The 23,103-nt window shown below is 57.0% G+C and carries 14 protein-coding genes; 5 read left to right on the top strand and 9 right to left on the bottom strand.

All coding sequences use genetic code 11. The features are described 5' to 3' along the window. Positions 1-31 precede the first annotated feature (31 nt). Both rho and trxA read right to left on the bottom strand, forming a co-directional pair. Positions 32-1,291, bottom strand: a complete 1,260-nt coding sequence (gene rho / locus HFD94_RS15390; RefSeq protein ID WP_010257369.1) for a transcription termination factor Rho — start codon at positions 1,289-1,291, stop codon at positions 32-34. 352 nt (positions 1,292-1,643) lie between these two features. Continuing rightward, positions 1,644-1,976: a thioredoxin TrxA gene (gene trxA / locus HFD94_RS15385; protein ID WP_003851963.1), complete on the bottom strand. Its 333-nt coding sequence runs from the start codon at positions 1,974-1,976 to the stop codon at positions 1,644-1,646. Positions 1,977-2,093: 117 nt separating this feature from the next. Here trxA and rhlB point away from each other — a divergent pair, with 117 nt between their 5' ends. Together rhlB and gppA are read left to right on the top strand one after the other, a co-directional pair. After that, positions 2,094-3,386 (top strand): ATP-dependent RNA helicase RhlB, encoded by a 1,293-nt coding sequence (gene rhlB, locus HFD94_RS15380; protein ID WP_022624852.1) that lies wholly within the window; start codon positions 2,094-2,096, stop codon positions 3,384-3,386. A gap of 7 nt (positions 3,387-3,393) precedes the next feature. Next, positions 3,394-4,878: a guanosine-5'-triphosphate,3'-diphosphate diphosphatase gene (gppA, locus tag HFD94_RS15375; protein ID WP_010671664.1), complete on the top strand. Its 1,485-nt coding sequence runs from the start codon at positions 3,394-3,396 to the stop codon at positions 4,876-4,878. 43 nt (positions 4,879-4,921) lie between these two features. Here gppA and rep read toward each other — a convergent pair whose 3' ends face one another. Further along, a complete protein-coding gene (gene rep, locus HFD94_RS15370) occupies positions 4,922-6,943 on the bottom strand; it encodes a DNA helicase Rep (protein WP_010257384.1) in 2,022 nt (673 codons plus the stop codon). A 75-nt stretch (positions 6,944-7,018) separates the two neighbouring features. Here rep and ppiC point away from each other — a divergent pair, with 75 nt between their 5' ends. Next, positions 7,019-7,300, top strand: coding sequence for a peptidylprolyl isomerase PpiC (gene ppiC, locus HFD94_RS15365; RefSeq protein ID WP_010671663.1), 282 nt, complete (start codon positions 7,019-7,021; stop codon positions 7,298-7,300). Here the strand turns inward: ppiC and HFD94_RS15360 are convergent, their stop codons facing one another. Further along, positions 7,301-9,361: an AsmA family protein gene (locus HFD94_RS15360; RefSeq protein ID WP_167433274.1), complete on the bottom strand. Its 2,061-nt coding sequence runs from the start codon at positions 9,359-9,361 to the stop codon at positions 7,301-7,303. A gap of 284 nt (positions 9,362-9,645) precedes the next feature. Here HFD94_RS15360 and HFD94_RS15355 point away from each other — a divergent pair, with 284 nt between their 5' ends. Then, positions 9,646-10,578 carry a sugar kinase gene (locus HFD94_RS15355; protein ID WP_167430488.1) on the top strand — a complete coding sequence of 311 codons (933 nt, stop codon included), beginning with the start codon at positions 9,646-9,648 and terminating at the stop codon, positions 10,576-10,578. Positions 10,579-11,101: 523 nt separating this feature from the next. After that, the gene (locus HFD94_RS15350) at positions 11,102-11,974 is read left to right on the top strand and encodes an alpha/beta hydrolase (protein WP_010671660.1); all 873 of its coding nucleotides are present in this window, start codon (positions 11,102-11,104) and stop codon (positions 11,972-11,974) included. A gap of 2 nt (positions 11,975-11,976) precedes the next feature. Here HFD94_RS15350 and HFD94_RS15345 read toward each other — a convergent pair whose 3' ends face one another. The 5 genes from HFD94_RS15345 to bcsB form a co-directional block, all read right to left on the bottom strand. Continuing rightward, a complete protein-coding gene (locus HFD94_RS15345) occupies positions 11,977-13,467 on the bottom strand; it encodes a pitrilysin family protein (RefSeq protein WP_010257399.1) in 1,491 nt (496 codons plus the stop codon). Between the two features lie 246 nt (positions 13,468-13,713). After that, positions 13,714-15,003, bottom strand: coding sequence for a dicarboxylate/amino acid:cation symporter (locus HFD94_RS15340; RefSeq protein ID WP_031590319.1), 1,290 nt, complete (start codon positions 15,001-15,003; stop codon positions 13,714-13,716). A 225-nt stretch (positions 15,004-15,228) separates the two neighbouring features. Next, positions 15,229-17,235 carry a biofilm formation regulator HmsP gene (gene hmsP / locus HFD94_RS15335; protein ID WP_167433273.1) on the bottom strand — a complete coding sequence of 669 codons (2,007 nt, stop codon included), beginning with the start codon at positions 17,233-17,235 and terminating at the stop codon, positions 15,229-15,231. A gap of 116 nt (positions 17,236-17,351) precedes the next feature. Continuing rightward, positions 17,352-20,819 (bottom strand): cellulose synthase complex outer membrane protein BcsC, encoded by a 3,468-nt coding sequence (bcsC, locus tag HFD94_RS15330; RefSeq protein ID WP_167433272.1) that lies wholly within the window; start codon positions 20,817-20,819, stop codon positions 17,352-17,354. After that, a complete protein-coding gene (bcsB, locus tag HFD94_RS15325; RefSeq protein ID WP_167433271.1) occupies positions 20,812-23,100 on the bottom strand; it encodes a cellulose biosynthesis cyclic di-GMP-binding regulatory protein BcsB in 2,289 nt (762 codons plus the stop codon). The genes bcsC and bcsB overlap by 8 nt, the downstream gene beginning before the upstream one ends. Between the last annotated feature and the right edge of the window lie 3 nt (positions 23,101-23,103).

Raw genomic sequence — 23,103 nt, 5'->3', positions numbered from 1 at the left:
CGAATCTGTGGTTCGGCCAGGCAGTATCGGATTAAGAACGCTTCATCATATCGAAGAATTCATCATTAGTTTTGGTCATCGCCAGCTTGTTGATGAGGAATTCCATTGCGTCGATTTCGCCCATTGGGTGAATAATCTTACGCAGGATCCACATCTTCTGCAGCTCTTCCTGAGAGGTGAGCAGCTCTTCTTTACGCGTACCAGAGCGGTTGTAATCAATCGCCGGGAAGACGCGTTTTTCAGCGATTTTACGGGCGAGATGCAGTTCCATGTTACCGGTACCTTTAAACTCTTCGTAAATCACTTCATCCATCTTCGAACCGGTATCAACCAGCGCGGTCGCGATGATGGTCAGGCTACCGCCCTCTTCCACGTTACGTGCAGCACCAAAGAAACGCTTTGGACGATGCAGGGCGTTGGCATCCACACCACCGGTCAGGACTTTACCTGAAGCAGGAACCACAGTGTTGTAAGCACGTGCCAGACGTGTAATGGAGTCGAGCAGGATGATGACATCTTTTTTGTGCTCAACCAGACGCTTGGCCTTCTCGATCACCATTTCAGCAACCTGAACGTGGCGTGAAGCTGGCTCATCGAAGGTTGAGGCGATAACTTCGCCTTTCACCAGACGCTGCATCTCGGTGACTTCTTCCGGGCGCTCATCGATCAGCAGTACCATCAGGGTACAGTCCGGATAGTTGTGCGCCAGGCTCTGCGCGATGTTCTGCAGCAGCATGGTTTTACCGGCTTTCGGTGGTGCAACAATCAGACCACGCTGGCCACGACCAATTGGCGATGCCAGATCCAGTACGCGAGCGGTTAAATCTTCCGTTGAGCCATTACCCCGCTCCATACGCAGACGTTTATTTGCGTGCAGCGGCGTGAGGTTTTCGAACAGAATCTTATTACGCGCATTTTCCGGCTTGTCGTAGTTAACTTCGTTAACTTTCAGCAGCGCAAAATAACGTTCACCCTCTTTCGGTGGACGGATTTTGCCAGAGATGGTGTCACCAGTGCGGAGGTTGAAGCGGCGGATTTGACTAGGGGAAACGTAGATATCATCAGGGCCGGCGAGGTAGGAGCTGTCTCCGGAACGGAGGAATCCAAATCCATCCTGAAGGATCTCCAGCACGCCATCACCGAAGATGTCTTCGCCGCTTTTCGCGTGCTGCTTCAGGATTGAAAAGATAATGTCCTGCTTGCGCATACGAGCCTGGTTTTCCAGTCCCATATTTTCGCCGAGAGTAACCAGCTCAGCAACCGGCGTATTCTTTAATTCGGTAAGATTCATAGTGATGGGTTCTTAAACTCGGGGTAATACTCGGAATGTTTGTCGTGAATGGTATGGCAACTAATCCATGCCGTTAATGGCTCTTTTCGGCTCTTCCTGACGATCATCGTATGGAATGGCGATCGGTATGCAGGGAGATGTCCGAATGTGATGCCAGAGTTGGAGCTAACCGTAAGATTGCTGAACCGTTCTATCTTTATAAGGTACAGGGCGACAGGGTTCAACAAGGGAAAACTTTTAGATGCTAACTACAAGGTAAGTTCGTAATGCAGTGCTGGTAAATTAGCACGCCTGAAAGCGAACGTCCAGCAGCAGGAGATAAATTCACCACTGCCGGACATTCAGCCCTGAATTACGCCAGATTGGCGTTCAGGAACTCTTTCAGCTGGCCTTTAGACAGCGCGCCCACTTTGGTCGCGGCGACTTCACCATTTTTAAACAGCAGCAGCGTCGGGATACCACGAATGCCATACTTCGGTGCCGTGCCTGGGTTATCATCAATATTCAGCTTAGCGATGGTCAGCTTGCCATCATACTCTTCTGCAACTTCATCAAGGATTGGCGCGATCATTTTGCAAGGACCGCACCATTCAGCCCAGAAATCTACCAGTGTAACGCCGTCGGCTTTCAGCACGTCGGTGTCGAAACTGTCATCAGTCAGATGAACGATTTTATCGCTGCTCATGTTTTACTCCACAAGATTATGCCTGGCGAATTGGCGTAAAATATACCAATGTTGGTTGACTTTATTTCATCGGATACGCTTTCGTAAAGCGATAGTAAGCTGATATTCTACCACACTATGAGCAAAACACACTTAACTGAACAGAAGTTTTCCGACTTCGCCCTGCACCCAAAAGTGGTGGAAGCCCTTGATACTAAAGGCTTTCAATACTGCACGCCGATTCAGGCGTTAGCTCTGCCTTTTACGCTTTCAGGGCGTGATGTTGCAGGCCAGGCGCAAACCGGTACCGGCAAAACGATGGCGTTTCTGACGTCAACGTTTCATCATCTTCTCTCTCATCCTGCGGCGGAAGGTCGTCAGGTTAACCAGCCACGGGCATTAATTCTTGCGCCGACGCGTGAACTTGCTGTGCAGATTCATGCAGATGCAGAACCCCTTACCGCCTCAACCGGCCTGAAACTGGGTCTCGCCTATGGCGGAGACGGTTATGACAAACAGCTGAAAGTGCTGGAGCAGGGCGTTGATATTCTGGTGGCTACCACCGGTCGCCTGATCGACTACGCGAAACAGAATCACGTCAACCTCGGTGCTATTCAGGTCATGGTGCTGGACGAAGCCGATCGCATGTTTGATCTCGGCTTTATTAAAGATATTCGCTGGCTGTTCCGTCGCATGCCGCCGGCGACTCAGCGTCTGAGCATGCTGTTCTCGGCGACCCTCTCCTACCGCGTCCGTGAACTGGCGTTTGAGCACATGAACAGTGCTGAATATGTGGAAGTGGAACCGGAACAGAAAACCGGCCATCGCATTCAGGAAGAGCTTTTCTATCCGTCTAACGAAGAGAAAATGCGCCTGTTGCAGACCCTGCTGGAAGAAGAGTGGCCCGATCGCGCCATTATTTTCGCCAACACCAAGCACCGCTGTGAAGATATCTGGGGCCACCTGGCTGCCGATGGACATCGTGTCGGCCTGCTGACCGGCGACGTTGCTCAGAAGAAGCGCCTGCGCATTCTGGATGACTTCACCAAAGGTGATGTGGATATTCTGGTCGCCACTGACGTGGCTGCTCGCGGTCTGCACATCCCGGCTGTTACCCACGTCTTTAACTACGATCTGCCAGACGACTGTGAAGATTACGTTCACCGTATTGGCCGTACCGGTCGTGCAGGCGCCAGCGGTCATTCAATCAGCCTGGCCTGTGAAGAATACGCGCTGAATCTGCCTTCGATTGAAGAGTACATCGGCCACAGCATCCCGGTCAGCAAGTACAGCAGCGAAGCGTTGTTAACGGATTTACCGCCGCCTAAGCGTCTGCAACGCAGCCGTTCCGGCAATGGCCCACGTCGCGGAGGGAATAACGCCAATCGTCGCGGTGCTCCACGCAACAACAACCGTAAACGTTCAGGTTAAGGCCACCATGCTAAGCGCATCGTCACTTTATGCAGCGATTGATTTAGGGTCTAACAGCTTTCATATGTTGGTGGTGCGCGAGGTCTCTGGCAGTATCCAGACCGTTGCAAAAATTAAGCGCAAGGTTCGCCTTGCTGCCGGTCTGGATAAAAATAACCTGTTGTCAGCCGACGCGATGTCGCGAGGCTGGCAATGCCTCAGACTGTTCTCTGAACAACTGCAGGATATTCCCCCCGATCAAATTCGCGTGGTGGCGACCGCCACGCTGCGTCTGGCTGCCAATGCGCAGACCTTCCTCGACACCGCCCAACAGATCCTTGGCTGTACCATCAACGTCATCAGCGGTGAAGAAGAGGCGCGCCTGATTTATCAGGGCGTGGCCCACACCACCGGCGGTTCCGACCAGCGTTTAGTGGTCGATATCGGCGGCGGCAGCACCGAGCTGGCCACTGGCGACGGATCGCATGCGTCGGTGTTGTTCAGTCTGTCGATGGGCTGTGTGACGTGGCTGGAGCGCTTCTTCAGCGATCGTCATCTGGCAAAAGAGAACTTTGACCAGGCCGAGCTGGCGGCGCGAGAAATGATCCAGCCTATTGCAGCGCAACTGCGTGAGCAGGGCTGGCAGGCCTGTGTTGGTGCCTCTGGCACGGTTCAGGCGCTGCAGGAGATCATGGTGGCGCAGGGGATGGATGAGCGCATCACGCTGAATAAGCTACAGCAGCTGAAGCAGCGCGCCATTCAGTGCGGCAAACTGGAAGAGCTGGAAATCGAAGGGCTGACGCTGGAGCGGGCGCTGGTGTTCCCCAGCGGCCTGTCGATTCTGATCGCCATCTTCCAGGAGCTCAGTATCGATAGCATGACGCTGGCGGGCGGCGCACTGCGCGAAGGACTGGTCTACGGCATGCTGCATCTGCCCATCGACCGGGATATCCGAACCCGCACGCTACACAACGTCCAGCGCCGTTTCAGCATTGATGTCGAGCAGGCGGATCGCGTGCGTCAGCTGGCGGAGAGCTTTTTCCGTCAGGTTTCCACGTTGTGGAAGCTGGATCAGCGCTGTCGTGAGTTGCTGCTCAGCGCCTGCGCGATCCACGAAATCGGCCTGAGCGTTGACTTCCGTCATGCGCCGCAGCATGCGGCGTATCTGGTGCGTCACCTCGATCTTCCTGGTTTCACACCGGCGCAGAAGAAGCTGCTGGCCTGTTTACTGCAAAACCAGAGCGGCAGCATCGATCTGGCTTTGCTGACGCAGCAGAACGCCCTGCCGCCGCGGCTGGCAGAACGGATGTGCCGTCTGCTGCGGCTGGCGATTATTTTCTCCACCCGCCGTCGCGATGACACCCTGCCTGCGGTGCGGCTACAGGCAGACGATGATGCCCTGCATCTGACCCTGCCCGCGGGCTGGCTGGAGGCCCATCCGTTGCGCAGTGAGCTGCTGGAGCAGGAAAGCCATTATCAGTCTTACGTCCACTGGTTATTAACCCTGTCGTAATTGCCGTCGCGTGAGGCGAATCTCCTTCGCCTCCTGCACTGGTTTAACTCTTTTTCGCCTTATCCAGCATCGCTCTCAGACCGGCCACCCGGCTCTGACCAGTTTTCATCCGCTCCTCCGCACTGACCACTTTGCGCTCAGTTTCCCATTGCAGATCGTCCTGCGGCAGTTCCAGCAGAAAACGGCTCGGCTCCGGCCGGATTAATTCGCCATATTGCCGGCGTTCGCGACACAGGGTAAAGGTCAGCTCTTTCTGCGCCCGTGTGATCCCCACGTAGGCCAGGCGACGCTCCTCTTCGATATTATTTTCATCGATACTGCTCTGATGCGGTAACAGCCCCTCCTCCATGCCCACCAGGAACACATAGGGGAACTCCAGCCCTTTGGAGGCGTGCAGCGTCATCAGCTGCACCTGATCCAGCTCTTCATCGCTTTCACCGCGCTCCATCATGTCGCGCAGGGTAAAGCGCGTCACCACCTGCGCCAGCGTCATCGGCTCATCGATATCGCTGCCCTCAAGCATTTCGGTCATCCACTGAAACAGCGTGTTGACGTTCTTCATCCGCATCTCTGCGGCTTTCGGGCTGCCGGAGGTTTCGAACAGCCAGCTTTCGTAGTCGATGCCGCGAATCAAATCACGCACTGCGTTTACCGGCTCACGTTCGGTCAGCTGGATAATCTCATTCAGCCAGTGGGTGAACCGCTGCAGGTGCTCCAGACCGCGGCCACTCAGCGTCTGCCCCAGACCGACATCAAAACTGGCGTTAAACAGGCTCTTGCTGCGCAGGTTGGCCCACTCACCGAGCTTCTGCAGCGTAGCCGGGCCAATCTCACGGCGCGGTGTATTGACGATGCGCAGAAACGCGCTGTCATCCTCAGGATTGGTCAGCACGCGCAGATAGGCGAGCAGATCTTTGATCTCGGGCCGTGAGAAGAACGAAGTACCGCCAGAGATGCGATAAGGGATGCGGTTCTGCATCAGAAACTTTTCAAAGGTTCGGGACTGATGGTTGCCACGATAAAGAATCGCGTAATCTTTGTACTGCGTCCGGTTGATAAAGTGATGCGCGATGAGCTCGCCAGTGACCCGCTCCGCTTCATGCTCTTCGCTGTTGGCAGTAAGCACCTTCAGCTCGCTGCCCTGCCCCAGCTCCGAAAAGAGCCGCTTCTCAAAGACGTGCGGGTTATTGGCAATCAGGATATTTGCCGCTTTCAGTATGCGCTGCGAAGAGCGGTAGTTCTGCTCCAGCTTCACCACCTCCAGCGCCGGGAAATCCTGATTCAGCAGCACCAGATTCTGCGGGCGTGCGCCGCGCCAGGAGTAGATAGACTGATCATCATCGCCCACCACCGTGAAGCGCGCCCGAGCGCCCACCAGCAGCTTAACCAGTTCATACTGGCTGGTGTTGGTATCCTGATACTCATCCACCAGCAGATAGCGGATACGCTGCTGCCAGCGTTCACGCACCTCCTGATTACGCTGCAGCAGCAGCGTCGGCAGCAGAATCAAATCGTCGAAATCGAGCACGTTGCACGACTTAAGATGCTGGCTGTAGAGGGCGTAGCAGTGAGCAAAAATATTATCCTGCTGTGATCGCGCCAGCGCGGCGGCGCCCTGCGGATCGATCAGATCATTTTTCCAGTTCGAGATGGTGGAGATGAGCTGCTGTAGCAGCGTCTTATCCTCTTCCAGCCACTCTTTTGTCAGCTCTTTCAGCAGGGCGAGCTGATCCTGATCGTCGAACAGCGAGAAGTTTGACTTCATGCCCAGCGCCGCGGTTTCGCGTTTGATGATCTCCAGCCCCAGCGTATGGAAGGTGGAGATGAGCAGACCGCGCGCCTCTTTGCGGCCCAGCGTCTGCGCCACACGCTCTTTCATTTCGCGCGAGGCTTTATTGGTAAAGGTCACCGCGGCGATGTGGCGCGCCTGATAGCCGCATTCACGGATCAGATGGGCGATTTTATTGGTAATCACGCGGGTTTTGCCCGATCCCGCGCCCGCCAGCACCAGACAGGGACCGGTAACAAATTCGACGGCACGTTGTTGGCTGGGGTTTAAACGCATAGGAGAAATCGCCTGATTGAATCAAAAGAAAGGGGTTTATACTGGGCGGCAATTATACACAACCGAGATACCAACATGGCGAAAACCGCGGCGGCTTTACACATCCTGGTCAAAGAGGAAGCGCAGGCAAAAGAGATTCTGGCGAAACTGGCGAAGGGTGGCAATTTCCAGCAGCTGGCAAAGAAGCACTCAACCTGTCCTTCCGGCCGGAATGGCGGCGATCTGGGCGAGTTCCGGCAGGGACAGATGGTGCCGGCCTTTGATAAAGCGGTCTTTACCTGCCCGCTGCTGACGCCTTACGGGCCGGTAAAGACCGGCTTTGGTTATCACATTATTAAAGTGCTCTATCGCAACTAGTTACTTCTTCTGCTTCATCTGCTGCAGGACGGTGCTGCACTGGTTGTCTTCGTTATCACTTGGAGAGATCAGTGCCAGCAGCGCCGCCGCCGGGCCCACTACTGCGCCCAATGCCACTGCAGCGGCACCACGTGCCAGCAGTGGCCCCGTTTTCACGCCCGCATCAGGATTTTTAAAGGTACCACGCACATAGAGCGGGGAGCGCAGCGTTACGATGCGGACGCCCTTACTCTCCGGATTCACCGACAGATCCAGCCGCTCACTGGCGAAGTTCGCGTTGCCTGACACATTGATAATCGCGTTCTCGGTATCAAACACAAACAGGTTAGGCGTCGCCACACCGTTCTGCAGTTTGAGATCGGTGGCGGCGCAGTTGATACGCACCTGGTCATCGCCAAACAGTTTGCCCACCACGTAGTTACCGACGTTGAGTCCGGCAATCTCCATCAGGCTGCGGCTGATCAGACCATCATTCATCAGCAGCTTAAGTTGCCCGTTGCTGGTCGCCAGCAGATCGGCTACGGAGTTACCGGTGCCAGTAAAGCTGGCATCGCCATTGAGCTGGCCACGGCTGTTCTTCATCGCCTCCACATTCGGGAAGAGCTGACGCAGCTGCAGCGTACGGACATGAAGATCAACCCGACCACGCATCGGCGAGTGATCGCCCTCCAGCCGGATAGTGCTGTTGAGATTGCCGCCCGCCACACCAAAGCGCAGCGGATCCAGCAGCAGATCACCGTTTTTCAGCTGTAAATGGGTATAGAGATCGCTTAACGGCAGTGAATTGCTGTGTTCGATCCGTTTGCCGCTGAACTTCACGTCGGCATCCATCACGTCCCAGTTTTTGGTTTCGAATTTATCGTGTGGTAGCACGCGGTCTGCGGGCTGATTCGATTTCTCCCCGCGCCGGGCTTTGGCCTGCGCCGTTTTTTCACTGCCTTTGCCAGAGTCGACCCCAATCAGCGGCCCCAGATCGGCCATGCGCAGTTGCTCAGAGGTCAGCTCGCCGCTGAGTGTCGGGCGGGGTTTGACCTGACTGTAGATCAGCGACCCATGAATATCGCTGTCGCCAATATGTCCGTTAAATTTCTCATAGCGGTAGACCGCGCCCTTTTCGCCGCTGAATTTAGCAATCAGATGGCCGTCGGTTTCATAAGGTGGCGTGTCAGGCAGCAGGACGCCGGTCAGGCCATAGAGATTGGCCAGCGTATCGCCCGAGAAGCGCAGTCGCACGTTAAGCCCGCCGAGGTTCATCGGATCCTGCAGACCGCCGGTCACCTGAACGCGGGTGGTGCCGTTGCGCAGATCGGCCTGAATCGGGAACGGGGTGTTCTGACTGCGCAGTGACAGCATGCCGCCAATCTTACCGTCGCCGCTGAGTGACTCATTGTTATAAGTGCCCTTCGCCTGCCAGCCAAAGACGAAGTCGCCTGCGCCCTTCTGCTGGTCATTGCCTCCGGCAATCTGCGTATACGGCACCGGTTTACCCAGCGGATTAACCTGCACCGTGACATCTGCGCGGTTAATGGCATCGCGATAACGAATCTGGCCCTGATCGAACAGAATATTATCCAGACGGAATGACCAGTCCGATGGCGCAGCACTCTTCTCATCCTTGCCGCTATTGGCAAGGGTAAAGGTCCAGTTGTTCTTTTTATCCGCGGTCTGGATCAGACGCGCATCCGGTCGCTGCAATTTAATCCACGGGATGAAAAGTTCTTTGTGCAGCAGCGACAGCGGTGACAATGTGGCATCGACCCGCTGCAGATGTACCATGGTGACGTCGGCAATGTCAGGCGGATTCCCCAGCATGATATCTTCCGCATGGATCTGCGGCCACGGCACCCAGCGCCGCCAGCCTGCTTCGTCGCGATTTCGTGCCCAGTCGATACCCAGATCCCCGCGTATCGCAAAGGGGCGGTTTAACTCGGTTGAAACTTTTTGATTGATGGTGGGCTTCAGGCGATTCCAGTCAAAGGTCGCGATGACGACGATAATCACCACGATCAACAACACCAGAATTCCTGCTACCCAGCTGACTATTTTCCCGGTACGCGACATTACGCTTTCTCCTTGCACATTCACGGTCTGCGTTAAAGATAGTCGAGACCGCGGGCAACAGCATCAGGGAAGCGGGAGAGTAAGATGATTCAATTCAGAAAAAGGGGTTTCTCAGCCATTTCGTTAGCATAAGCGGTAAAAAAAGCCGACATTCCCGGCATTTATCCCCGAGACCAGGGCTAATGGCCGCCTTTAAAGGTAAATTAAAACACTGTTTTAAAACTATTGACGTCTGCCATACCAGACGCGAGACTAAGGCGATATTTCACTACAGGTCTGAAACCATGACGCAGAAAAAAATCGCCATCATCGGCGAATGCATGATTGAGCTGTCCGAAAAGGGTGAGAACATTAAACGTGGCTTTGGCGGCGATACGCTCAATACGGCCGTTTATCTCGCCCGCCAGGTTGATGAGCAGCAGTTACGGGTCGATTATGTCACTGCGCTGGGTACGGATTCGTTCAGCGATCAAATGATCGCGGCCTGGCAGCAGGAGAGGGTCAATACTGACCTGATTCAGCGGCTCGATAATAAAATGCCGGGCCTGTATTTCATTGAAACCGATGCCGACGGTGAGCGCACCTTCTGGTACTGGCGCAGTGATGCCGCCGCGCGTTACTGGCTCGACAGTCCGCAATCAGCAGAGATAGCTGAGCAGCTGTCGCACTACGATTATCTCTACCTTAGCGGCATCAGCCTGGCGATTCTGCCGCCTGCCAGTCGTGAAAAGCTGATGGTGCTGCTGGCGCGCTGCCGGGCTAATGGCGGCAAGGTAATTTTCGATAACAACTACCGCCCGCGTTTATGGGCCGATCGGGCCAGCACGCAGGCCGCTTATCGCGCCATGCTCAACTGCACCGATATCGCCTTCCTGACACTGGATGATGAACATCTGCTCTGGGGCGAAGAGCCGCTGGATGATGTTATCGCGCGTACCCGTCGGGCGGGTGCCAGCGAAATCGTGATTAAGCGCGGTGCAGACTCCTGCCTGGTGGTCACCGGCGATGCGCCGCTGATTGATGTGCCTGCGGTACGTCTGGCGAAAGAGAAAGTGATCGATACCACCGCAGCCGGTGATTCGTTCAGTGCCGGTTATCTGGCTCGCCGTCTGACCGGCGCTTCTGCAGAGCTCGCCGCGCAGCGCGGACATCTGACTGCCAGCACCGTGATTCAGCATCGCGGCGCGATTATTCCGGCAGAGGCGATGCCTGACTGACAGAGCGCTAGCCAGTGTCGTTGATACAGGCACTGATCGTGCCGATGCCAGAAAATGCGCCCGAGGGCGCATTTTTTTAGGCTGCTGGTAACGTCTGGCTGCGTGACTGTAACCGATGCTATCCGTTCCCAGATGAGACTGGCACGTTAGCCCCTGCAGCGTGGCGGTGTGATCCTGACGCTAAAATCATTATGTCGCCTTAAGAACGCACAGCGTGATATCCGGTAAATTGCGGCTAATAAAGCGGGCCGTGCCAGCTATTTACCTTAAGCGGAAAAATTGTGGTTAATAACAGATCCCCTGCGGTCTCCCCCTTCAATCTCTCTTATAATTTATTGATTAAAATTAATAAGTTAAACAAACAGATCCACCACCAGGCATAGTCCGAATCTGGTCAGATCCCCCCTTTTCGGATGGACGACCGCCTGAAAAAAGACCATCTTTTAATCAAAAGACAGCAGGACGCTGTTCTCTCCGGCCGCGAACAAAACAATTAAAATATTCCCCGCATCAGGATCTATTTATGCACACAGAAATTATTAATATCTGGCCACACGGTGATGCGCCAGGCGCCAGCGATTCGCGCGCACAGCCGCAGATTGTCGACATGGCAAAAGAGTATGAGCCTTACGATCGGGCCGCTACCGGCGTGCGTTGCCCGGAGATGGCGATCTGGCATCCGGTCGAATCAAACGGGATTACCCTGCTGGTCGCACCGGGCGGAGGCTATCAGCGCGTGATGATCGATCGTGAAGGCAGCGCCCTGGCGACATTCTTTACCTCAATGGGTTACACCCTGGCGGTGATGACTTATCGCCTGCCCTATGATGGACATCACGAAGGGCCCGACGCGCCGCTGGCCGATGCTCAGCGCGCGGTACGCGTCCTGCGTGAACGGGCGCAGCGCGGCCTGAATGGTAAATATATCGTCATGATGGGCTTTTCGGCGGGTGGTCACGTGGCTGCCAGTCTGGGTACGCGTTTCGCAGAGAAACTCTATCCGGTGCAGGATGGCGCAGAAAACTTCTCGCCGCGTCCGGATGCGATGGTACTGGTCTATCCGGTAATCAGCATGCGGGACGGCATCGCCCATGAAGGAGCCAGAACCCGCCTGCTGGGTGCCTGGCCCGATCAGAAAACCATTGACGCTTATTCAATGGAAACCCGGGTTCATCCGCTGGTGCCGCCAACGCTGTTGATCCACGCAGCCGACGATGATGATGTATCAGTGAATCACAGCATGGCGTTTTTTGGCGCGCTGCGTGAGCATAAGGTCCCGGCAGAGGTGCATTTCTATCAGAAAGGCGGGCACGGATTTGGTATCCGCGGCGTGGCAGATTTGCCCCTCGCCAGCTGGCCGATGTTAGTGACCGAGTGGCTCAGGGCAAAAACCTGACTTTATGCGGCTGGCGGAACGTCTTTGACGTTGCTATCCGGCGGACTGGCTTCATTGCTGGTCGCCGGTGCCGCTGGTGGTGCCATCACTTTGTCCCAGTTGTTTTGCAGGCTCTTCACGTTGGTTTCCGCTTCGCCTTCCGGCTGAATCAGTACCATCATCAGTTCCTGCGTCAGCTGCTGACGCAGCTCCTGGTTTAACTGTTCGCGGGTCAGGCCGGCCAGGAAAGTCTGACGCAGCTTCTGATACTGCTCAGGTGCGATATCGACTACGGCGTTCTGCTGGGAGCGCAGGCGCTGGCTCATCAGCACATCCGTATCGGTGCGGGCATAGGTGGTAAACAGCTTGTTCAGCTCCAGCAGCTTCTGCGCCATCAGCGCATCAAACTCCTCCTGCGGCAAGCCTTTGTCACGCACGTTTGCCAGCTCACGCGCCACCAGATTCATATTCTGCGCCAGATTTTCGTTGCGTCCATCCAGGTTGATGGAGCACTGCGCACGCTGATAAAGCACACGGCAATCAAATCCCACCTGTATGCCCTGTGCCTTGCTGTCACTGAGCGCACGCTGGACATGCCAGAACAGCGCTTCACGTGCCAGATCGCCCTGCCAGTAACGCTGCAGATTCTGGGAGTCACGAATCGGTTGCCACGGCGTATCCCACACCAGCGAGAGGCGATCCTGCGTCATGTTGCTGCTGACCAGATTTACCGGCTCGTGCGGCAGCGGCGACAGGGTGGGCAGTGGCGCAGGCGTTTCACGTTTACCGGTTAACGCCGAGAAGGTTTTATTGATCTGCTCAGAGAGGTTGCGGCTGTCAACATTCCCCACCACGTAGAGCGTCATCGCATCCGGGGTGTACCACTGATGATAAAAATCATTGAGCTGGGTTAAATCAACCGGCGCGCGTGGTTGCGCTGCGGGGTCATGCGCCAGCAGCGCGGAGCCTTTCAGGCGGTAGCGCCACCAGACATCCTGGGTATCTTTCGGCCAGGTCGCCACCGGATCCGATGCCGCCAGCGCGGTATTGACCACCTGTTCGGTGATGGCCATATTGCCCGCCGTGGCCGCCAGCCAGTTCAGCGCTTCTTTCAGCAACTCGGGGCGGTTATTCGGCAGGCTCAGATTATATTGGGTGGAATCATAGGAGGTGATCACAGGTGGCAGCGGATGCTGAGGATCCATCGCCTGTTGCCATAGCGCGCGCTGCTGATGGTTATCAAGCGCGGTGTTGTGCACCATCGCCAGACGCGGCAGCAGATGGCTGAAGCCGGCCTGTTGCGCACTCTCTACCAGCGAGCCGGTATTCACCACCAGCCGCAGTTCAATACGGTCACTGGGGCGTTGCGGTGTGGCCAGTAACTGCCAGTTAAATCCATTATCCAGCTTGCCTTCCTGCCAGGCCGGATCCGGTTGCAGCGTTTCTGCCTGGAGACCAAAGCTGCTTGCCAGCACTAATCCACCAACCAAAAGCCGAATTCTGGTGCCCTGCATGTGAACCCCTACTCAAATAATTCAAATATCGTTATCACTGGCGCATATTGCCGCTGTTATTAACGAATCGGCTGGCGCCGAATCGCGCTGTTATCCAACAACAAAGTGTTTGACCACAGGAAGCTCAGGATGTCGCGTAACGAAGTGAAAAACGTCAAAAAAAACAAGTGGGGTTTATTATGCAAATGCCCGCTGTCAGGGCAAGCGACAGCGGGCATTTGTGGGGATTTAAGTGAAATTCAATGATTAAATTGAAGATTCAGACGCTTTATTCTCCTTATTCCGGCCTGCCAGCGTGTCGGTCAGCTGTTTATGATCCAGCTGATCGACCCACTTCGCCACCACCACAGTCGCCACACCGTTACCGATCAGGTTGGTCAGCGCACGGGCTTCGGACATAAAGCGGTCGATACCGAGAATGAGCGCCAGACCCGCCACCGGCAGATGTCCCACCGCAGAGAGCGTCGCCGCCAGCACGATAAATCCGCTCCCGGTTACCCCCGCCGCGCCTTTGGAGGAGAGCAGCAGCACCACCAGCAGCGTAATCTGATGGAAAATGTCCATGTGCGCATTGGTCGCCTGAGCGATAAATACTGCCGCCATGGTCAGGTAAATCGAGGTGCCGTCCAGGTTAAAGGAGTAACCGGTGGGGATCACCAGCCCTACTACCGATTTCTTGCAGCCCAGCTTCTCCATCTTATCCAGCATGCGCGGCAGCGCAGACTCGGAAGAGGAAGTGCCCAGCACAATCAGCAGCTCTTCTTTGATATAGGCGATAAACTTAAAGATGCTGAATCCGGCGAACAGGCGTGCAATCAGCCCCAGCACGATCACCACAAACAGAATACAGGTGATGTAGAAGCAGATAATCAGCTGGCCGAGCTGCACCAGTGAGCCCACGCCATACTTGCCGATAGTGAACGCCATCGCGCCAAATGCCCCTATCGGTGCCAGACGCATGATCATGTTGATGATGCCGAAAATCACTTTTGAGAAGCTTTCAATCACGTTGAAAATCAGCGTGCCGGTATTACCCAGACGATGCAGGGCAAAACCAAACAGAATGGCAAACAGCAGCACCTGCAGAATGTTGCCGCTGGCAAAGGCGCCAATTACGCTGTTGGGGATAATATCCAGCAGGAAAGCGACCACACCCTGCTGTTCTGCCTGCTGGGCGTACATCGCCACGGCTTTGGCATCCAGCGTGGCAGGATCAACGTTCATCCCGGCACCTGGCTGCACCACGTTCACCACGATCAGGCCGATAATCAGCGCGATGGTGCTGACAATTTCAAAATAGAGCAGCGCAACCGCGCCGGTCCGTCCTACCGCTTTCATGCTTTCCATGCCAGCGATGCCGGTCACCACGGTACAGAAAATCACCGGGGCGATAATCATCTTGATTAACTTAACAAAGGCATCTCCCAGCGGCTTCATCTGGGTCCCTAACTCCGGGTAAAAATGGCCTAACAAAACGCCGATGCCAATCGCCATCAGCACCTGGAAATAAAGGCTTTTAAAAAGTGAGGTTTTCATAAACAGGTGTCCACTAACGCCGTGAGGTGATGTTGTCGGATTCGTTATTGTGACTGGCGGGCAACAGAGGTGGCGCCTGACAGTAACCCGAAAATAACACTCTGTTTACGTGATTAATACAGGGTGACAAACGCCCAGGAAACCCGGGGATCGTAATTCTGAACTGAAACGCTTCAGCAGGGGGTTTTGTAACTAAAATTCTCGCAAAATCAATGAATCAGGCAATTATTGCAGTAGTGAGGAGTTTTCGATCCATGCCTGATTGAATCGGGTCAGAGGCAGCGCTTCAGCATACAGATAGCCCTGTCCGATAGAGATGCCGCGCGCCAGCAGCCAGTCACGTTGTTCCGCTGTCTCCACGCCTTCGGCAATCACCTCCAGATGGATAATCTCGGCGATGGCCGCCACGATGCAGACCATGGTGTCGTCATGCGGCAGCGCCGCCACGAAGCTGCGATCCATCTTCAGCTTGTTAACCGGCAACGCTTTCAGCTGATGGAGGTAGTTAAGGTTGGAGTAGCCCATGCCGAAATCGTCCAGAGCCACGGCCACGCCAGTCTGCTGCAACATCCGCAGCATCGATATCGCCTGTTCAGCATCATCAAGCTGAGCCGTCTCTGTCACTTCCAGCACGAAGGTGCCAGGTGCGATGCGGTGGCGCGTCAGCAGGGATTGCAGATGAGAGACCACGCCCGTGTCACGCAGTTGCACAGCGGAAATATTCACACTCAGCGGCAGCATAATGCCCTGTCGCTGCCAGCCTGCCAGAATGCGGCACGCCTCTTCAAACACCCAGCGGCCAATCGCGCTAATCACGCCAATCTCTTCGGCACTGGCAATAAACTCTTCGGTCAGACCGTAGCTGCCGTCGGGCTGGCGCATACGCAGCAGCGCTTCCGCGCCGACTAACGTGCCGGTGCGCATATCGACCTGCGGTTGCAGATAGAGGGCGAACTGCTCATTGTGCAACCCCTGCAGAATATCATGCTCCTGGGTCAGACGTTTTTGCGCGCGCTCGGTTAACGCGGCGTCAAAGAACAGGATCTGATTTTTGCCCTGATGACGGGCCGACATCATCGCTGAGGTCGCGCGGCCAAGCAGATCACTGGCGCTCAGCGGCTGATCATCGCGCAGCGCCAGACCAATGCTGACGTTAGGACGCAGCTGCAGCTGATAAAGGTTAACCGGCTGATTAAGGCGAATCATCAGGTTACGGGCCAGACGCAGGGCGCGGAACGGATTACTGGCGCGCTTCATTAACAGGACAAAGTCGCTGGTCCCGGTCTGCGCCAGCAGAGTATGGTCATCCAGCGTATTACGGATCTTCTCCACCAGCGTCAGCATCAGCGTATCGCGCTGCTCATCGCTTAATACGCCGTTGGCTTCCTGCAGGGTTTCAATGCGGATCACCATCAGCCCCAGCGGCTGTTCCGGACTGCTCATGAACTGCTCGACCAGCGCCAGAAACAGGGTACGGTTGGGCAGATCGGTCACGGGAAAATGGGTGGTCAGCCGGCTCATCTCATCATGTATCGACTCCAGCACCTGCTGATTGCGGTTGTAGCTGCGGATCAGCATGCCGATTTCATCATCGCGGTGGCTCTGCGGCAGTGACAGCTTATGCGTCAGAATCGACTGCGGCGGCAGCTCCTGCAGCTCCCGCGAGAGATTGCGCAGCGGATGCACCACCAGCCGGTTGATACACCAGCTGATCGCCACTGACAGGATCAGTGCCAGCAGCAGATAGGTGATAATCATGGTCGAGAGCGTGCTGAGAATAAACTGGTAGACGCGCGTCGAGTTAGCCTGCAGCACCAGATAGGCCAGCGGTTTCGGCATCCCGGTATTTTCCACTGAATAGAGCGGCAGGGTAATCTGCACCGGCAGCTCAAACAGTCGCGCCACCAGACGCGGCACCGGTTTCTCCGTTTCGAAGTCGGCATGCAGAGCCTGAAACGCATTCGGCAGCACCACATCGGCGCGCGATAAAATACCGGCAGGTTTCAGTGAATGGAGAATGCGTTCGGCCTGAGAAATATCGGCGCGCAGTACCGCTTCCGACAGCGGCTGGCGGACGGTGTGTGCGATATTCTCCATCTGCTGGGCGTAGTCAATCCTGCGCTGCTGCACAAAATGAAACAGTTGGATGACGATAAAGATGCTGATGGTGATAACCGCAACCAGCGAAACTGTCGCCATCTGCTTTATCGTAAGTGACCGGCTTACGCGCAAAAATATTCTCCTGACGATGAAAAAAGCCCAGATAGCAGACAGTACAATGCCGGCCAGTATATCCCATAAACTGACTTTTTTACCGTCTGAAAAGTCCGGCTTTTTCCCGGTCGGGATTATTTAAAATCCGCGTAAGGGGTCAGCGGCTGTGGCGGCATATCCAGATCCCCTTCCCAGCCTGCGGCAGAGTAACGCACGTAGATAAGCCCGTGGCTTGGGGTATAGTCTTTTGCCTGTTGAATATCGACGCCCACCCCGATAAACCAGTCGGGCGTGATACGACGTTCAACCACGCCCTGCAGCGTATACCCCGTGCCGCTGCCGGTGCTGCTGGCGGAAACGGGATTGCTGGCAAGGGTAAAGCCGGGATTGACCGGATAGCGCTGCTGCGCATCGGTTTTCGAATGTGACCAGGAAACCGAGCCGCCCAGGTCGAACGACCAGTTTTCTGTCCGCTGTCGCCAGGTGACCGGCACGGAAAAGGAGAGATACTGCTGCGGACTGTAGTAGCCGCCCTGACCGAAGGTGTAATCGCTGAGATCCTTCTGATAATGCCAGAGCATACTGTTAAGCCCGACGGTGGCCCGGCGATTATCGCTATTAATGAGCTTGTAGTAGTAGCCGGCCATTAAGCGCTCGCGACTGTTATCCGCAACGTTTTTACCGGTGATCTGATGCGCGCTGATGTCGCCCCAGACACCGTGTGCGCCGCCCTGATCGTAACTCAGCCCGATGCTGCCACCCGTTGCCACTACGCCGCCCCAGCTTTTTCCACCGTTGGCTGATGGATCGCGCGCGCCCGCGTAGGAAAGCAGCGAACTGGCGATCGGCCGTCGCGAGGCGGTCAGCGTCACGCCAAGATCCCTGACGTCAGTTTTCCAGCTCAGGCCGCCGGTCCAGTTGGTCACCTCAAAGCCCAGCGGCGTGGTACCCAGATCCGCTGACCAGCGATCATTATGCCAGCCGACGCCCAGCGCAGTGCCCTCGGCGCGCTGACTGGCATCGCGGCTGCATCCGCCGGAACTGGCGTCGTCGCAGCTACCAAACTGCTCGTCGAAGCTGCCGTTGCGGGTGGTAAAACTCCCTGCTGAGACGTCCACCCGGTCGAGCCGGAAAAAGCCGCGTCCGTCGGCAAACGGACTTTCCGCCTGCAGCATGGTGGTATGGGCAGTAAAGTCGGAGACCCCAGCCGTACCCTTATTACGCGAATAATCCTGCTGCACCGTCAGCGTGCTCTCACGCTGACGATAGAGATCTGCGGTGTCGCTGCGAATACTGCGCTTCAGCCAGTCATCCTGTTCCTGAGAGCGTGTCGCGCGGCTGATACTTTCGCCGCTGCCGATACCGCTGGCCGTCATCGCCTGACGATAATCCGCCAGCGCGATCTCTGGCTGCTGCTGCGCGCGCTCCAGCCGTGCCGCATCACGAAACACCAGTGCCTTATCCTGTGATGGCGGCAGTGACGCAGCGCGCTGCTTCAGGCTGGCAAAGCGCACGGCAGCCTGCGTGGTTTCGCCCACCGCCTGCCATGCCAGCGCGGCGCGGCGATCGGCATTAAGAGTGTTGGGCTGGGCTGGCTGCTGCTCAAGTGCCTGTCGTGCTTCGCTGTTGCGCTGGAGCGCGACCAGCGCTTCGATTCGTCCCAGCGCTGCGTCGCTGTTGTCAGCTTCACCTGACAGCACCTGCTGATAGATCTCCAGAGCCTGCTGTGCGTCCCCGCGAGCCAGCGCCCAGTCGGCCAGCGTCAGGTCGCGTCGGCTGGAAACCGGCTGCTGGTAAAGCAGCGTCACCGCTGCCCGCTCCTGCCCTGCCGCACGAAGCGCTTCGGCGCTGGCAAAAATTTTATCCTGCCCGAGCCGGTCAGCCAGCTCATGCATATTGCTGTTCCACTGCGTTTCAGGCAGGCGATGCAGCGTTGCCAGTGCGGCGTCATCATTATCCCGGCTGGAAAGGTAGAGCGCGGCGGCGTAGAGCGCGGTCGCATCGCCGGGATGCTGCTGTTGCAGCTTCGCGATCTGCGCATCCGCCTGTTGGATGGCCCCACCGTCGCGTAGCGCGCTCGCCAGCCGATAACTGAGCCAGACGTCATCCGGCTGCAGCGCCAGCGCCGCCCGATACTTCTCTGCCGCCTGCGGCCATTTATTCTGCCGGGCGAGCGCATCGGCCTCGGCGCGCAGGCTGTCACTGCGCAGCGCGCGCAACGTTCCCGCCATCTCGCGCTGCTGCCCGGCGGGTAGCGTACTGATAAACTGCATGACGCGGGCAGGCGACTCGGCCTGATAAAGCCCGGCCAGGCGACGCACGGTGGTGGTGTTGGTCGCGTCAAGCCGCAGCGCATGCTGCCAGAACAGTTCGGCACCTGCCGCATCTTTACGCGCCATCGCCACATCGCCCAGGCCAATCAGGGCATAGCTGTCGGTGCTATCAATTTTCTGTGCGGCGCGGTAAGCGCGTTCGGCCCCCTCAACGTCATGCTGCGCCAGCGCCTTGTCGCCCTGTTCGACCGCCAGCCAGTAACGGTTAGTCTGCAGCAGCGACTGCCATTTGCCGATCAACGTGCTCTGCTTGCCCGCTTCAACGGCGCGTTCCAGCCAGAGCACCGCCACGTCACGATGGCCGGCGCGTGCCTGAGTCTGCCCCATTGCACCCATCAATTCGGCGTCGTTGGGGTTATCCTTCAGTGCCCGGCTAAGCGCTGCCATCGCATTATTCACATCGCCCGCCTCGACCAGCGCCAGGCCACGCATCCGTTCGCGATAGGCGGGATCGGCGAGCTGCGCCTGCTGCTTCGCCAGCACATCCGCGCCCTGCTGGTGCGCGTCGCCGTCGGTAAAAACAGCCAGATAAGCCTTCAACTGCGCCACGCTGCTGTCGCTGACCGGCTGATCGTTGATCTGCTGCAGCCAGAGATCGGCGGCGGCGGCGCGTCCGCCGTTGCTATTTGCCAGCTTTTTCAACTGCGCTATCGCCTGCTCCGGCTGCTGTTGATCAAATGCCATGCGTGCAATTTGCAGCTCAACCCCGATATTGCCCGGGTAGCGCTGCTCCAGCGCCTGCAGCTGCTGGTAAGCGACGCTCTCCTGACCGGGAGTGCGTGCCAGCAGCCGCCAGTATTCCAGCGCCGTGTTCGCATCCGGAAAAACCCCTCCGAACAACGCGTCGTAAGCACTTTTCGCCTCCGACAGGCGCCCCGAGGTGGCGAGCAGGCGCGCCTGCTGCAGCTGCTGCCGCCCATCCGACGACATCAGCGTCAGGCCGACGGCTGATTCACGCGTCGCGGCGGAGTCGGGCGCAACCTTTTTCAGCTGCTCCAGCAGCATCTGCGCTTTAGGGATATCGCCCTGACGCAGCGCCAGCCGCAGGCGAGCCGCCAGCACCTGCGGATTATCGGGATCGATCTTCTCAAGCCGGTAGAGCGATTGCTGCACCAGATCGTATTTGTTGGTCGACTCGCCGGTGCGTACCTGTGACAGCAACCATTCGACCGGCGACACCTCCGGTCCGTCGACCGGTGCAGCCAGCCCCGGCAGCGCACTCAGTGCGCCGAGCAGCATGCCTGCCCGCAGCACCTGTGCGTTATTCATCTTCATCCAGTAAACGACGACGGGTAATAATTCGCATCAGACGCCAGGTCATCAGCGCAAACAGCACCACTACAAAGAGTGCGCAGAGTGCCAGCCAGAAGGGATGGACGGAGAGTAGCGACCAGAGACGCTCCCACCACGGCAGATGACCAACGTAGTAGCTCTCTCCCACGCGCAGACTGTTAACCCCTGACTCGCGGATCACCACGGTGGAGCCAGACATCGTTCCACGCTTGCCGCTGTCACCCATCGCCTCGTTGAGCAACTGCCAGCTGCGCGGCGCGCCATCGGCGAGCAACGCGACAACGCTGCGCTGATCGTAAAAAGGTGACTGGAAGCCAATCACCGTTGCCAGCGGGCCGCGGGAGCTGATAGTCGTCGTGCTTTCTGCCGCCTGCTCGCGCTGACTTTGCGGGTTCACCTCCGGAGTGATTTGTCGCACAGGCTCTTTCAGCCAGCTGGCGGTGGCGTCAACCAGCGCGGGGATCCGCTGGTCATCCTGAAGATCTTGGGGGATGACACCGATCATCAGCAGATCCACATCCTGCTTCTTCGCCGTGGCCCAGTCATCGGTCAACTGAACGCGCAGCGCCGGATAGCCGGTTTGCGCACCCATATTGCCCAACGTATTCAGCAGCGTGCTAACCTGCTCTGCATCGGGTTTTGGCGGCATCAGTACCAGGGTTTGCGCCAGATCGGCGTAGCGGCTGAACGGAAAGCCCGCATTCGCCCAGGCGCGCAGCGACGGCATTTCGATGTAGTGGCGATAGCCGGAAAAATCGATGCTGGAATTGTCGTCCACCACCACATGATGCGTAATCGGCGTTACAGTTTCGCAGCGTCCATCCGCGTTGCCGCTGATGGTGATGTTGGCGTAATCAAAATCGAAGCGCAGCTGATTCACCACCCCGAGGCGCAGCGCCGGAATCAGCAGCTCATGACTCTTGTCCAGCATTCCCTGAATCAGTGGAATATGCAGCAGCTGCTGACCCGTCGTATTTTTCGGCGGCAGCGGATAATCCTGAATGAACTGATTATTCAGGTTGACCGCCAGCCGTGAGCCATCCGACTGGAAAGGCGCGGTATAGCGATAGCTCAGATCCATGTCGATACCGCGCGCGCGAACCAGGAAGAGATCGGGCGGCAGATTGAGGGTCAGGCTGACGGGATTAGGCTGCACCCCATCAGACTGCAACTGATTCTCATATTGCGTCAGTTCGGCGAAAGTGGTGCGGCGATCGGTCCGCACCCAGTTAGGGGCGTCATAAGCCTGGCGCGGGGAGAGCAGCTTAACGCTGTCGATGGTTGAGGTATCGCCGCGCAGCAGCAGCTCACCCTGGGCGATACCCTGAACCGCCGTCAGCAGGTCCTCATCGTTGCGTCCCAGAATCAGCAGCATTTTTTCATACGGATTATCGGGCTGGCTGACAATCTCTACTGTGGGTTTTGTCACCGGCGGCAGATCTTTCAGGAAATCCGGGCGCGCATCGTTGGTGGCAAACACCACCGCATGCTGCTGTTGCGGCAGCTGGTTATACAGCACCGGGAAACGCTGCCCGCGCCAGCCCGTTTTGCTGCCAAACCAGGAAGCAAGAATGGCGGCAGCCCGCTGCTGCGTGACATCCGGCTGGGCGCTGAACACCATCGGCAGAGTCAGCGGTCGCGTATCCCGCGAATCAAAAAAGGGTTCCGGGAAGTGGGAGAGGTCATTTTTCAGCGGCAGTTTTTGCAGCGTCAGATCGATGCCGCTCTGTTTGCCGATATCCAGCCAGATTGCGCTATTGGCAGGATTTTCACAGACGTTGGCGTAGTGGCCCACCAGCTCGAAACGCACGCGGTTAAAGTCGGCAATGTAGCGCGGATCGATCGACAGCTGCGTCTGGATCTCTTTACCCAGCTGTTCCGGCGTCAGGGTAATCAGACCGACCAGCTCATCATTGAGATAAACCTTCAGCTGCGACAGCGTCGGCAGCAGTGCGGGCGAAGGCCGAAAGCTGAGGTTCAGCAACGCGCGCGTCACCACCTCATCGCTGCGCACACCGAACTCAATCTGTCCGGTAGTGCGGGTGCCACGCAGCGTCATGCTGCCAGGCGGCGGTGCCAGCTGGGCAAAGCTCAGCTGGCTGTTCCGCAGCGGTGCGCCGTTATCCTGCGGTAAAGATTGCACAGGCGTTACACCATTGATGTTTGCGGGCGTGTCCTCCTGCGCGGCGGCACAGCTTAACGTTGCACTGCCCAGCAGCAGAGCGGCAAACCACCTGTTTACTCTCGGTATCGTCATATC

Origin of the sequence: Pantoea sp. EKM20T (assembly GCF_011800485.1) — a bacterium.
Lineage (GTDB): Bacteria > Pseudomonadota > Gammaproteobacteria > Enterobacterales > Enterobacteriaceae > Pantoea > Pantoea agglomerans.
This window is presented reverse-complemented; position numbering and strand designations above follow the sequence as displayed.